10 protein-coding genes are annotated in these 13,500 nt (G+C 35.8%); 6 read left to right on the top strand and 4 right to left on the bottom strand.

Features of this window, described 5'->3' with window-relative positions:
• Window positions 1–29: 29 nt before the first annotated feature.
• The 3 genes from BUE84_RS01870 to BUE84_RS01860 all read left to right on the top strand — a co-directional run bounded on the left by BUE84_RS01870 (window position 30) and on the right by BUE84_RS01860 (window position 1,427).
• On the top strand, window positions 30–386 hold the full coding sequence (locus BUE84_RS01870) for a four helix bundle protein (RefSeq protein ID WP_079240270.1): 357 nt from the start codon (window positions 30–32) through the stop codon (window positions 384–386).
• 33 nt (window positions 387–419) lie between these two features.
• Window positions 420–1,004 carry a nicotinate (nicotinamide) nucleotide adenylyltransferase gene (gene nadD, locus BUE84_RS01865; RefSeq protein ID WP_079240269.1) on the top strand — a complete coding sequence of 195 codons (585 nt, stop codon included), beginning with the start codon at window positions 420–422 and terminating at the stop codon, window positions 1,002–1,004.
• A gap of 84 nt (window positions 1,005–1,088) precedes the next feature.
• Window positions 1,089–1,427: a DUF3817 domain-containing protein gene (locus BUE84_RS01860; RefSeq protein WP_079240268.1), complete on the top strand. Its 339-nt coding sequence runs from the start codon at window positions 1,089–1,091 to the stop codon at window positions 1,425–1,427.
• 61 nt (window positions 1,428–1,488) lie between these two features.
• On the opposite strand, the gene BUE84_RS01855 is transcribed toward BUE84_RS01860, so the two are convergent.
• Window positions 1,489–3,270: a carboxypeptidase-like regulatory domain-containing protein gene (locus BUE84_RS01855; protein WP_079240267.1), complete on the bottom strand. Its 1,782-nt coding sequence runs from the start codon at window positions 3,268–3,270 to the stop codon at window positions 1,489–1,491.
• Window positions 3,271–3,593: 323 nt separating this feature from the next.
• Here BUE84_RS01855 and BUE84_RS01850 point away from each other — a divergent pair, with 323 nt between their 5' ends.
• The 3 genes from BUE84_RS01850 (at window position 3,594) to BUE84_RS01840 (ending at window position 9,101) form a co-directional block, all read left to right on the top strand.
• Entirely contained in the window at window positions 3,594–5,855 is a 2,262-nt protein-coding gene (locus BUE84_RS01850; protein ID WP_079240266.1) for an outer membrane beta-barrel family protein, read from the top strand.
• Between the two features lie 45 nt (window positions 5,856–5,900).
• Window positions 5,901–8,159, top strand: a complete 2,259-nt coding sequence (locus tag BUE84_RS01845; RefSeq protein WP_079240265.1) for a TonB-dependent receptor domain-containing protein — start codon at window positions 5,901–5,903, stop codon at window positions 8,157–8,159.
• 81 nt (window positions 8,160–8,240) lie between these two features.
• Window positions 8,241–9,101 carry an alpha/beta hydrolase gene (locus BUE84_RS01840; protein ID WP_079240264.1) on the top strand — a complete coding sequence of 287 codons (861 nt, stop codon included), beginning with the start codon at window positions 8,241–8,243 and terminating at the stop codon, window positions 9,099–9,101.
• A gap of 50 nt (window positions 9,102–9,151) precedes the next feature.
• Here BUE84_RS01840 and BUE84_RS01835 read toward each other — a convergent pair whose 3' ends face one another.
• From BUE84_RS01835 to BUE84_RS01825, 3 genes are read right to left on the bottom strand one after another with little or no spacing between them, the layout of a single operon-like run.
• Window positions 9,152–10,906, bottom strand: a complete 1,755-nt coding sequence (locus BUE84_RS01835) for a discoidin domain-containing protein (protein ID WP_079240263.1) — start codon at window positions 10,904–10,906, stop codon at window positions 9,152–9,154.
• A 27-nt stretch (window positions 10,907–10,933) separates the two neighbouring features.
• Window positions 10,934–11,959 carry a hypothetical protein gene (locus BUE84_RS01830; protein ID WP_079240262.1) on the bottom strand — a complete coding sequence of 342 codons (1,026 nt, stop codon included), beginning with the start codon at window positions 11,957–11,959 and terminating at the stop codon, window positions 10,934–10,936.
• A 9-nt stretch (window positions 11,960–11,968) separates the two neighbouring features.
• A complete protein-coding gene (locus BUE84_RS01825; protein WP_238594347.1) occupies window positions 11,969–13,495 on the bottom strand; it encodes an NAD(P)/FAD-dependent oxidoreductase in 1,527 nt (508 codons plus the stop codon).
• Window positions 13,496–13,500 lie beyond the last annotated feature (5 nt).

Raw genomic sequence — 13,500 nt, 5'->3', positions numbered from 1 at the left:
TTAGGATTTAGCAATAAGGTATAATGCATATGGGAAATTATAAGGAATTAATCGTGTGGCAAAAATCTGTAGATCTCGTTACAGAAATCTATCAAGTAACAACAGCTTTCCCAAAAGAAGAACTCTATGGACTTATAAGCCAGATCCGCAGATCCTCAATTTCAATTCCATCAAATATTGCTGAAGGTCATTCCAGAAGATCTACTAGTGACTATCTTCAGTTTTTGAAAATTGCAAGAGGTAGCAGCACCGAATTGGAAACCCAATTGATTATTTCAAGAAATTTAAATTATTTGAATCCTGAAATTTTTCAAATTTTGATCGAAAAAACATCCGAGATATCAAAAATGCTGAATGCAGTAATTACAAAACTTCAAACTCCCTAAGCCCTAATTCCTGCAACCTAACTCCTTATAACAATGAAAAAAATCGGTTTATTTTTCGGATCATTCAATCCTATTCATATCGGGCATCTTATTCTGGCCAATTATATTCTGGAAAATTCTGATATGGATGAGCTTTGGTTTGTAGTGAGCCCGCAAAATCCTTTTAAAGACAAAAAATCTTTACTGAATGACCATAACAGGCTTGATATGGTACAACTTGCGGTAAAGAATTATCCAAATATGAGAGCTTCCAATGTAGAATTCTCTCTTCCGAAGCCAAGTTATACTATTGATACGCTAACTTACCTTCATGAAAAATATCCTGATTATTCTTTCAGTCTGATCATGGGCGAAGATAATCTGAAGAGTCTTCACAAATGGAAAAATTCTGATACGCTGATCAAAAATCATCATATCATTGTGTATCCAAGAGTATTTGAAGGAGAGAAAAAAGATTCTGAATATTTACAGCATGAAAATATCTCCCTGATCAAGGCTCCGGTAATAGAACTTTCCGCTACAGAAATCCGTAATATGGTGAAGGACGGTAAAAATGTAAGACCTATGCTTCCACCTGAAGTTTTTGAATATTTGGATGGTAGCAGTTTTTATAAGTAATTTTGCAAATCAGAAATGAGAGGCTAAAAACTAAAAGCCAGAGAAAGACTCTTACCTTTTAACTCTCACCTCATAACTCAAGAAATGGACTTCATCGAAAAACTTTTCTCAAAATATTCTCAGGAAAAAATTATCAAATGGTTTAAACAGATTTGCCTTGCAGAAGCCATTTCATGTCTTTTACTGTACGGTGTTGCAATGATCTGGATCCGATATGATGAAAATTTATATTCTATTATCTTCATCAGCGTTATTGGTAGTTTACACGGATTATTTTTCACCCTTTATCTTTTGCTCTGCCTTCCGGCGAGAAAAATTTATAATTGGGATGATGAAGATTTTGTTTTTGCTTTATTATCTGCATTTTTCCCCTTCGCAACGGTTTGGGTAGATAAAAAGCTTGCCCGATTCGACAGAGAATAAATAATAGATATATTACATAAAAAAAGGACCTTTTCGGTCCTTTTTATTTTTACTACGGTGATTACAAATCCCGTTTCACATGTCCTGTTGCTGTGAAGGTATGATTTCCTGAATTATCGGTATATGTTCCATTAACGGTAAAATCAATGTAGTCTCCTAAAGCTCCGAAAGAAGTTATATCGACAACCAAATTTCCGTTATTGGATGTAATAGAACCTCCAGAGAAGTCAAACCCATAATATGAAGTAAAACTTGCAGCCACGCCCGTCATATTGTTTTGGGTCATAAAGAAAGTGGGTCCAATTGGATTTACAGAGATTATTCTTAATTGTTTAGCTGGCAGATTAGGTGATGTAGAAGTAAGCCCTGTCCATTGCGCATTGAACGATCCTGACAAGTTAATAACAGGCTGATTATCAATTTTATAATTTATATATTCATTCACAGAATTACAAGCCATAATATCCCCCAGATTCATAGTTGTAGATGTTGCTGTGAAAGTAACATCATTGGTACTCAATAAATTAACATTATCAAATCCTTCATATCTAAACTGTGGATTTGCTATACATGAATAAGTATTGAATGTAAAACCTCCGTTATTATCTACCGGGACTGACATATACTGGAAATAATTTGTACTTACTGTTGGTTTCAATTCTACATAACCATCACTCACATTGGCATTAGCACATGTTTTCAGGACTCCCTGAATGGTATAGTTGGTAGATATAGAAGGGTTTACAACAATATCTGAAATAGTCGTTATGACTCCAGTTGGAAAAGGGCCTACGTTTGATGTATAAATTACATTATTACAAACATCATAAACCTTTAGGCTAAGAACCTCACTTGCCGGAACTATTCCATAGACCATTCCTGCATTATCTGTCATCCCGTAAGTTTCATATGCTTGAGAAATTCTCATTAAAGCGACCTTAACATTGGGTAAGACCTGCCCTGCTGCATTTTTTACAGTTACTTTCAGCGTTGCCTGTGGAAACTGTGCATCACAATTCCACCAGGAAAAATGACTTACTGTTCCTACATAGGTATTTCCCATCTTTGTTGCAGAGCCTTCTTCTTTCCACATTCCGGTATCTTCATTATAGGACCATAGTGGTATTGTGGCTGGTGAGCTGGACGTTTGTGTAGCATCTACCGGAACAGTAATTTCTGCATTATGGCCGTTTGCAATCTGAAGATTCTGCCCGGAACTTCCTGTTAATTGTACATGGAGCATCCCAAAAGTTTCCATCACTCTGGCATTTCCTGCTGAGTTGGTTGCCAAAAAAGATCCTGGCATTAATTCATTAAGATATGGATTGGATGGTGCCAGGTGAAAGACTCCCACGCTCACATTTCCTGAATAGACATTTCCGTTGGCATCTTTAAAACTTCCATCGAATTTTACTTTAGTTCCGTTAGGTAATGAAACGGTAGAGATAGAGCCTGTGGCAATTGTAGCTGTTGTTGTTACAGGAATCATCATGATATTCACTCTATTTATTCCGTTGGTAGGAACTAAAACCCGTGATGCATTTACAAAACCGGCTTTTGTTACTTTTACATGGGCAAAATTTTCTTTTACCGAAGCATTCTTCAATGTAAAAAGGCCTTTAAGGTTAGTTGTTGCCGTGTTAGCTCCAATGGTAACTGTTGCTCCGGAAACCGGATTTCCACTTGTATCAAGAACGAGACCCTGAAAATTCTTTTGTGTGGTATTCCCAAAACTATAATTAGAGGGAGAATCGGATGGGTTTTCATCTATTTCTACGAAAGATTCACTTTTACATGAAAATAATAAGATAAAGAATAAAAATAAAAGGTAAAATTTTCTCATATGGTATTAATTTTTAGTTTTCACTAAATTAATAATAAAAGTCCATCACTAGTACATTTTATTGTTTTTCTCTTTTTTTTAATTAAAAATCTTCATTAATTTCTTTCTTCCATGTAACATTTAACATCTGTTATTTGTCTTATTATACAGAAAGGTCAGGCAATCATTATTTTTAACTAAATTTTTACCAACTGATAATCAATCAATTAAATTTAATTAAAAATATTTTTCAGTACTTTGTATTGCATGATACTAAATTTATTATATATCTTTGCAATGTTAAATAACAAACCATACAAGCTATTAATTAAAAAAGAATAATCATGAAGACTCAAATTCTTATTGCAGCACTATTTTTCGGTGGACTTATCACTGCCCAGCAGAAAAAAGACAGTATGAAAGTAAATGCTATTGATGCAGTGAATATCAAGAAGCAGGTTTTCAAAAAGCAAGGTGACCGTTTGGTGTATGATGTAGCTTCTTCATCTATCGCTAAAGGAACCAACACCTTTACTCTTTTAAAACAAACTCCGATGATTTCCAGTATTGATGGAAAAACACTGAAGATTTTGGGAAAAAATGATGCCGTGATTTATATCAACAATAAGAAAACCAATATGGATGCTGAGGCATTGATTGAAATGCTGAAGTCTACTCCATCTGAGGATATCCAAAAAATAGAGGTGATTACAGTTCCGGGAAGTGAATTTCAGGTTGAGTCTAAAGAAGGAGTAATCAATATTGTAATGAAAAAAAGCAAAAATAACGGCTACAACGGAACGCTGAAAATGCAGAATGAGCAAGCTTATTACAATAATCCCAATGCTGGAGCTTCTTTTAATTTCAGACAGGGAAAATGGTCAGGTAACTCTAATTTCAGAACGGGAAGCTGGACAGACAGACAGAGATATACTTTATCAAACGGAGATCCTACTTTCAAAAATGAATCTTTCGGATTTAATGATGATCCTAATAAAAATTTTGGAGGAGGTTTCAATGTTGATTATGAGATTAATAAAAAACACAGTCTTGGATTCTCTTACAACATGAGATATAATAAAAGTTTCAATTCTGTACTGGATATTACCAACTGGCAAAACGGAGTATTAAATAACAGAACAGTCAATAACGAGGATGCGCAAACCAGAAATCATTCTTTCAATTTGAATTATGAGATGAAAACAGATTCTCTGGGAAGTAAGCTTACCTCAAACGTTTCTTATTTATGGTTCAACAGGGATAAAGTAAGTTTCAATGAAAGTTTTCCTTTAACAAACGATACGATCAACAAGTATTCTGCGCTTCATCAATCAGTCCCTCAGATCATTAACAATTATGCCGCTAATATCGATTACCTGAAAAAAACAGCTAAAGGCGCAACTTGGTTAATGGGAATCAGTTACAATCATACGAACACGGATAATGATACCAAACAAGACAAATTAATAGGTGGTGATTTTGTGATAGATCCTAAACAAACCAATCACTTCATTTATAAAGAAAATATACTGGGTATTTACCTGAACTATGAACGTAAACTGACTGAAAGAATATCCGGAAAAATAGGAGCCCGCTACGAGATGACCAGAAGTACCGGAGAGATTCTGGAAAAAACAGGATTCGAAAGAAACTACAACAATCTTTTACCTTATCTGAACTTAAATTATGCCATCAATTCTGATCACAATCTGAGTTATACTTTCTCAAGCAGAATCAGAAGACCAAGATTTTGGGAACTCAACCCGTCCAGAACATATTTCACTCCTACGAATTATACACAGAACAATCCATTTGTTCTTGCTTCAAAATTTTATAATCAGGAGCTGAACTATATGTACAAAAATGCATTCTATGCCAATCTTAGCTTTAATATGGTGGAAGATGCATCTGCTTCTGACATGCTTCCGTTACAGGGAACTTTAACCACTCCAGAAAGAGATAAAAATGGGAAGATAATCTATGGCCCAGACGGAAAAATGATCATGAAAACAACAAGATTTTTAAGGTATATAAGAACCAATTACGGTAAAAACAGAGAGCTCGCACTTACGCTGGGAATGAACAAATCATGGTTCAAAGACATATGGACAACCAACTATTCTGTCAATTTGGGCTATGTTACCTACAAAGGCGGAGTATGGGAAGATCCCACTTCTCAACTGGGTCAGTACGAATCCGAGTCACTGGAACCATATATCATTGATGTAAAAAACTACAATATGTCTGCAACGATCAATAATGTCATCAGACTTTCTTCTAAAAAAGACTGGTTCTTAGGGGTTAATTACTTCTTTGCCAGCCAGACCGCAATGGAAGGAGGAATGATCGGAGCGAGACAGAGTTTCGATTTAAGTCTGAAAAAAATTGCCGGAGACTGGACGATTGTAGCGGAAGTGAGTGACTTATTTAATCAAAGCTTCTACAGAGTAAGAGGAGTACAGCCTAACGGAAAGTTTAATAATATCACCAACTTCAATTATCCAAGGCTCATGAGCATCGGTGTTACCTATAATTTCGGAAACCAGAAACTGAAAAAAGCAAGGGAAATGAAATCAGCCAACGATGCTGTAAAATCAAGAACCTAATCTATACAACCTATACCACTAAATCCACTCTTAAATAAAAACAACATGAAACGTATAATTTTGTCAATGGCCATCGTATTTGGTACTTGTGCATTTGCTCAGGAAAAGAAATCTGATACGGCAAAAACAAAAAATATAGAAGGAGTTACCATCACAAAACAGGTTTTCAAAAAGCAAAGTGACCGTTTTGTATATGATGTAGCAGCATCTCCTGTAGCCAAAGGAAATACCACTTTTGATCTCCTTAAACAGACTCCGTTATTATCTTCCACAGATGATAAAACATTGAAAATTGCTGGAAAAAATAATGCGCTGATCTTTATCAACGGCAGAAAAAGCACTATGGATTCTGAGTCTCTGGCTCAGTTTCTGAAAAATACTCCGGCAGAAAATATCCAGAAAATTGAAGTGATTACAGTACCCGGAAGTGAGTACCAGGTAGAATCATCAGATGGGATCATCAATATCGTTTTAAAGAAAAAAATGAGTGATGGTCTCAATGGAAATATGAGAATGTCTAACACTACCAATAAATATAACGGAAGTCAGGCGAGCTTCTCAGCCAACTATAGAAAAAACAAACTGGGAATAAGCGCCAGCCTTAGTGGGGGTGAAAATATTGAGCCACAAACCTATACTTTAAGAAATGGGACTGCCAAAACTTCTAATGAATCCGTAGGAGATGTAGATGATCCGAATAAAAACATCGGTGGTTATCTGAATATTGATTATCAACTGAATGATAAAAGCAATCTTGCATTATCATGGAACACATGGGCCAATAAAAGTTATAATTCAACGGTAGATTTATTTAATACCATTAAAAAAACAAATACAGAATATACGTGGTCTAAAAACCGTGAAGATTCAAGATCTTATAACAATTCTGTGAATTTAAATTATGAATTAAAAACAGATTCATTAGGAAGTAAACTGAATGTAAACGCAGCTTACCTCAACTATAGAAGATTTCAGTTCACAGATAACCAAACCTTTGCTTCGGATATCAACAGAGAAGTAGGAAAAATAAAAACACAGGTATTGCAGGATCTCCCTCAGATCATTAATAATTTCTCAGGAATGATAGATTATAATCAAAAGTTTAAAAATGATCTGACCGTGTCTATAGGTGGAAATTATAATAAAACCAAAACAGATAACGATTCTAAAAACATAACTTATTCTTTTAATCCTGTAAAAACTCCAGATTCAAAGCCCAACCATTTTATCTATGATGAAAACATCTACGGAATGTATATTACCGTTGAGAAAAAGATTTCCGACAAACTTTCCGGAAAAATAGGTGCCCGATATGAGATCACAAACAGTCTTGGAACTTCTGACAACGCTCCCACAGAAGCCCTTAGAAGAATTGAAAGAAATTACAAAAACCTTCTTCCCTATCTAAGCCTGAACTATGCAATTAATGATAAAAATAATATCTCTTATTCCTTCTCTAGCAGAATGAGAAGACCTAGTTTCTGGGAACTTAATCCGGTAAGGAACATTCTTACAGATGATAATTATACTCAGAATGACCCATTTGTAAAGGCGTCTTCCAACTATAATCAGGAGCTTACCTATATGTTCAAAAATTCCTATTTCCTGATTTTAAACCATTCTTATATTCAGGATGTGATTACGCAGGTGCCGCTTCAGGGATATCCGGTATCACCGGCCGGGAAGGAAGGAGAAAACCCGGCATTGAGATATATCAGAACCAATTTTGGGAATAAACAGGAAATGTCTGCAATGGTAGGTATTCAAAAGTCATTTTTCAAGCAATACTGGACAACCAATTTCAATATCGGGGTACAACATAATATCAACAATGGAAGCCTTGATACTGATCCTACAACCGGAGACAGATTCAAAGATGAAAAAGGTACGAATGGAAAATTTATTACATACACCAATAAAACCAATTCTACCAGTCTCTTGATCCAAACCAACAACACCGTTCGTCTTGATAAAAAGAAAACATGGTTCTTCGGACTTAATTACTTCTTTGTAGATAAACAGCAGATTGAGCTTGGTTCATTGAAAAACTTGATGAGTTTAGACCTTAGCCTTAAGAAAATGTGGAATGACTGGACTTTCGCAGTCAATGTAAATGATGTACTGAATACCAACATCGTTAAAATTGAAGACTTCCAGGAAAACGGGAACTATAATTATGTCCACCAAAACCGTTACAACAGAAGCTTAATCGTAAGTCTTACCTATAATTTCGGAAACCAGAAAATCAAAAAGGTAAGAGACATCGAAGGTGCTTCAGATGCTATTAAAAGTAGAACAAGATAAAGAATTATCTTTCTTCATATTCAATTATTCTTACGGTATCCGCTGATTATTTTTCAGCGGATTTTTTTATATTTAATAGTTATGAAAAAAGATATACCTATTATTTTGATTTGCCTAATCCTACTTTTTATATGGAATGGTTGTAAAGAAAAAAAGATAGAACTGGGCAAAGATATCCACTTTGATAAAGAGAAAAATATTCATTATGGAAACAGCCCGGAACAGATTATGGATCTCTATATTCCCACCAAAAAATCTCAGGGTAAAAGAGATGTGTTCATCATTATTCATGGTGGAGGCTGGCGTAGTGGAAATAAATCACAGCTCACCTTCTTCACCCTTTCTCTAATGCAGAAGTTTCCTGATCATGTTTTTGTTAATATGAACTACAGACTGGTTTCAGAAACCAATTATGGTCTGCCTAATCAAATGAATGATATTAAAGAGGTTTCTGCTTTCTTAGAAAAGAAACTCAGGTACAACCCTAAATTCATATTATTAGGAAACAGTGCCGGAGGGCATTTATCCATGCTATATGCTTATAAATTTGACACAGATAAAAGGATAAAAGCAGTTGTTAATATTGTTGGCCCTGCTGACCTTTCCGATCCAGGTTTCAAAAATTATCAGGAATATTCTTTTGTAGAAAGAAGATTGGTAGATCCTCGTGTATCAGGACTTGGAATATCCAGAATAGATTTTGCCAGTCCTGTTAAATGGATAAATGAAAATTCTCCTCCTACTCTATCTTATTATGGAAATTCGGATCGTGTGATTCCTTCTACTCAAGGAAAAATCTTAGATTCAACTTTAAATAAAAATCAAGTTATCCATGAATCCTATCAATTCAATGGCGGACATCTGGATTGGGATAAACAACCCAATGATCAATTTCTTATAGATAAAATTGAAACTTTTCTTAAAAAAGCAGACAAAAAATAACACATCCTAATTTTTCAAAACGTGTTATTTTTTATTTTAAACTTGAATTTTTATTCTGATTTTGCAACAGCTGTTCTTTCAGAAACACCGTTGGCGTTGAAAGCTTCAATCTGGAAATAGTAAGCATCTGTTCTATCGGCTCCCGTGAAGAAATATTCATTCTTTCCGTACACCATAATGCTTCCATACAATTTATCCGCAGTCTTTCCAAAATAGATTACATAGCCATCTGCTTCAGGATTCTGCTGCCATTTCATCCAGATACTTCTTCTTTCACCATATTTTTTCGGGTCAGCTCTTAAAGGCACAAAGCCTTCTACTTTTGCTGGCTGTTTCCCTGCTCCTTTTCCAAACACTCTGAAACCGCTTAATGCAAATTTTCCGGTAGGCATTTTCAGATTTTCCATTTTAAAGAAACGGGCTTTTGCAGGTTTTTCAAGTTCTACATAATCATGAGGAACATCTTTTGTATTCTTGCTTTTATCCACAATTACATTCCATTTCTTTCCATCATTAGATCCAAAGATTTTATACTGATGCATTTTCCCCAAAGTTTTCCCCATAAACTCTGCATCCTGATCTGCATAATTGATCTGAATGGCATTAATAGTAGAAACTTCACCAAGATCAGTCTGGAACCATTCTCCTGAATTTCCTGTTTTAGCACTCCAATAGGTCTTGATATCTTCATCCACAGCATAATTGGACTGATATCCTCCTAAAGTAGATGAAACCTGCACCGGTTTATTATAATTCAGCAACATCCATCCGGCAAAAAGACCTTTTGTAAAATCTTTTCCCTGAGCATACTGTGGAAGATAAGTTGGATAATCTCCATACGCCGTATTACAGTACATTACATCGTCTTTATCAAAACCTGCAGGCCAGATTCCCAGCCTTCTTTCAAAATTATTTTTGGTGGAAATAAAGATGGTGGAAATATGCCACCAGTTTTTATAATTGTCTTCAAAAGTAGCTCCGTGGCCTGCTCCTCTGGCAAAACCACCCGGTTTATAGGAAAATGGATTATGCTGTTGGTATTCAAAACCTTCCAAAGGATTTTTACTTACGTATACTCCATCGGAATATCCGCTGAACTCTGTTGCAGGAGCACCATATTGCATATAATATTTCCCGTTATGTTTAGTCATCCAGGCACCTTCTACAAAAGGCTGTAGAAAGACATTATCATTGTATTCCCCGAAACGTTCCCAGCCATGGTCTTCAGGCTTTAGTTTAAGAATAGGTTTTACAAAACCTTCAGACTGAAGATTTTTTACTTTCACCTCTGTTCCCAGTAATGGCCATTCATTACTTGAACCCCAGTACAGATAGAGTTTATTTTTATCTTCATCATAGTGAAATGCCGGATCCCACGCTCCTACTTTTAGCGTATCCACTGCAATTTTCCAGTCGTCTTTGGTTGGGTTTGTACTTTTCCAGATGGGAAAGTCCTGTTCCCATGTTGAACCATAGACATACAGAGTATCTTTCATTGCCCAGACAGCCGGAGCATTAAGATCATGGGTATATTTATTATCTCTGAGGAATTTCCTTTTTACAAATTTCCAGTCCAGCATATCATCACTGTACCAGTATCCTTCTTGGTTTGTAGAAAAAAGAAACAGTTTATTTTTAAAATTAACAATCACCGGATCCGCTGTAGCACGGTGTTTCCCTTGTTTTGAAAAAACTTCAAAAGGAGTATAACCATAATCGATATTGATGGGATTGCAGAACGTTTTCTGCTGAGCACCCACAATAATTCCGAGAAAGATTGCCAGTGACAGAAAATATTGTCTCATTTTTAGATTTTAAAGATTGAGACAAAGTTAGGTAACTTTTTTGGGTTTTCTCCAAATAAAGCCATCCAGCAGATAGTGAGTGAGCTGCGGAACGACCAATAAAGGAACAAGGAACTGAAACCAGTTTTCAGAAACCATCACATTCAGGGAAAAATGTTCATTCCATACCAGAGTTTCCCATAAAAATTCTTCCAAGAAAGCAAAGCTTAAAAGAACTCCTATGAACAAAAGGATTCCTGAAAAAGATTTAAAAATCTGCATCCAATTCATCTGATGATTTTCTTTTTGTTGTATTTCCCGGATATAAATTAATGCGATATAGGGAATTCCATGAGAAACCACATTCAAAAAAGTAAAAAGAAGATCATTGTTAAAATAGATAATCCCAAAATACCAGGAAAGGAAAGTTCCGGTAATCAATGCTGTTTTCGGAATGTTACTGTTTTTTGTTTTAAAAGCTTCAACAACAGTCTTAATAATCCAGATGATCAGAATAGCAAAATAAACCACAGTAATTAAAGGAACGTAATCCGGAAGATTTTGAAGCCAGTCAAATTCGTTGTTGACGAACCATGTGAAGACACGAGGAGTTTTAAACCAGTACAACATTGGATAAATAGTAGCGGAATAAACGGCAGCCTCATCTATTTTTTTGCTCCAGTTATTCGGTTCAAAGCGGGCGTAGATTCTCATAAAACCATATTGCTGGCGTATAAAATGAAAAACGGCAACCAATGCCAGTACCGACCAGAATGTCAGACTCCCAAATTGAAAAAGAAGAATCCCTAAAATCCAGCTTACCGCAGGAGTTCCAAGATAAAGCAGTTTATTTTTTTGTATTTCTCCTTTTACGAAATACGTTTTGAACAGCGTAGAATATACGTGAGCAACATCCACAAAAACAATCAGAAAGAGCCATGTGTAAAAAGAGTAATGGTTTTCCAGCCCCTGAATCTGTTTCTGAAAAAGAAAAATGATCAACAGCACCAGAAAAGGAGGTGATAAAATAAACCACCAGTCTGTTTTTGCGTTATGTATCCAGGGTTGTTTCATCGTATCATTTTATATCATTTGGCCCGCTGTCCGGATTCCCTGATAAAAGGCTTCTTCAAAAATAGATATTCCGGAAAGATCGGAATGGGCAAAGAAAATTTTATCTTCAATAGGTTCTTTTGCTGTTCGCGTTTTTTCTCCAAAAATCTGGTTAGGAACCGGCGCTATCATAGCATGTCCTATTTTATGAAACTGCATTTCCAGAATAAAATCTTCTATCAGAGGGTGTGCTTTCTTCAGATCATTTAAAACTAAATCTTTCAGTTCAGCTTCTTTCATGGCATACAGCTTTTTCCTTGCTTTTCGGCAGTCTCCAGTTGAAAAACTCTTATAGTGGGTAATTACTTTTTCACCCATAATCTGGTTAAGATTCTGATGCTGATCAAAGATATACCCCAATCCGGAAGATCCGTAGATTACGTTATCCCAGGCCAACTCTTCATCTCCTCCGAATTCATTTTTCAGCGTAATCGTTGTTAAAAGCCAGGGAACATAGTGGAACGAGGATGCTCTTTTTTGATTAAAAATTCTTTCATTCACAAACTGAGGTGATGCAAAAAGTACTTTATCTGCAATGATCTTTTTCGTTTTCTTTTGGGCACTATCAAAACTCAGTACCTCAACTTTATCATTGAGTTTCACATCAAAAACTAAGTTTTCAGGCATGTGTTTTCTCTCTGTGTATTTTGAAAAATGTTTGGCGAGTCTTGCATTTCCTTCCGGCCATGTGAATACCTGATCTTTATATTTCGTGCTCCAGTTATTTTTTCTTCCAACAAAATAATGAATGCCGGCCCATGCTGAAACATAGTCAATTCCTAAACCGAAATCGTCTCTGCAGGAATAATCCAGAAGCCAGAGAAGTTCTTCCGACTGGTAGGCATTTTCCTTAAGCCAATCTTTAAAAATGATTTTTTCAAGTTTTAAAACCTCATCATCTCTGCTTGAATCATGTACCGGAATGGCAAACCAATATTTCCCCTGTGCATCTTTCTTTACACGCAGTTCATCCATCAGTTTAAAAAAGCGGCTGAGCTCTTGCTGTGTTTCGGGGGAAATACCTCTTTGAGGAACGATATCGTTTTGCCAGGAGTTTTTATAAAACAGTCTTTCCTGTTGTGGAAAAGTCATTTGGTATTCATCAAGAATGGGTTCTCCGTTTTCTTCTGTTCCCAGGCAGATTTCGCACTCTTTAAGGAACTCTATAATTTCTATGTTTTCCTTATTGGGTAATGGCAAATAATGTGCTCCTAAAGGAAATTTTGAATATGAATTCTGTCCATTGGAAGAATTTCCTCCCAGATGGTTTTCCATTTCAAGAAGAAGGTAATCCTGCTGATTATTTTGGCTAAAAAAGCGACATGCCGAAAGCCCGGAAATCCCGCCGCCAACGATGAGATATTTGGTGTGGATAACTTCTGAAAACTGCGGAAAATCTTTTGCCCATAACTTATGACCGAGAACATGATTTGTACCTGTTATCTTCAGTAATAATGACTTTACCTTCTTTCCACAATACTGGAGAAAAGGAAGCATAAGAC

The sequence above is a fragment of the Chryseobacterium indologenes genome (genome assembly GCF_002025665.1).
GTDB classification, from domain to species: Bacteria; Bacteroidota; Bacteroidia; order Flavobacteriales; family Weeksellaceae; genus Chryseobacterium; species Chryseobacterium metallicongregator.
This window is presented reverse-complemented; position numbering and strand designations above follow the sequence as displayed.

Excerpts from the sequence above, each read along its gene's own strand:
- BUE84_RS01870 (WP_079240270.1), top strand. The coding sequence starts at position 30 with ATGGGAAATTATAAGGAATTAATCGTGTGGCAAAAATCTGTAGATCTC.
- nadD (WP_079240269.1), top strand. The coding sequence starts at position 420 with ATGAAAAAAATCGGTTTATTTTTCGGATCATTCAATCCTATTCATATC.
- BUE84_RS01860 (WP_079240268.1), top strand. The coding sequence starts at position 1,089 with ATGGACTTCATCGAAAAACTTTTCTCAAAATATTCTCAGGAAAAAATT.
- BUE84_RS01855 (WP_079240267.1), bottom strand. The coding sequence starts at position 3,270 with ATGAGAAAATTTTACCTTTTATTTTTATTCTTTATCTTATTATTTTCA.
- BUE84_RS01850 (WP_079240266.1), top strand. The coding sequence starts at position 3,594 with ATGAAGACTCAAATTCTTATTGCAGCACTATTTTTCGGTGGACTTATC.
- BUE84_RS01845 (WP_079240265.1), top strand. The coding sequence starts at position 5,901 with ATGAAACGTATAATTTTGTCAATGGCCATCGTATTTGGTACTTGTGCA.
- BUE84_RS01840 (WP_079240264.1), top strand. The coding sequence starts at position 8,241 with ATGAAAAAAGATATACCTATTATTTTGATTTGCCTAATCCTACTTTTT.
- BUE84_RS01835 (WP_079240263.1), bottom strand. The coding sequence starts at position 10,906 with ATGAGACAATATTTTCTGTCACTGGCAATCTTTCTCGGAATTATTGTG.
- BUE84_RS01830 (WP_079240262.1), bottom strand. The coding sequence starts at position 11,959 with ATGAAACAACCCTGGATACATAACGCAAAAACAGACTGGTGGTTTATT.
- BUE84_RS01825 (WP_238594347.1), bottom strand. The coding sequence starts at position 13,495 with ATGCTTCCTTTTCTCCAGTATTGTGGAAAGAAGGTAAAGTCATTATTA.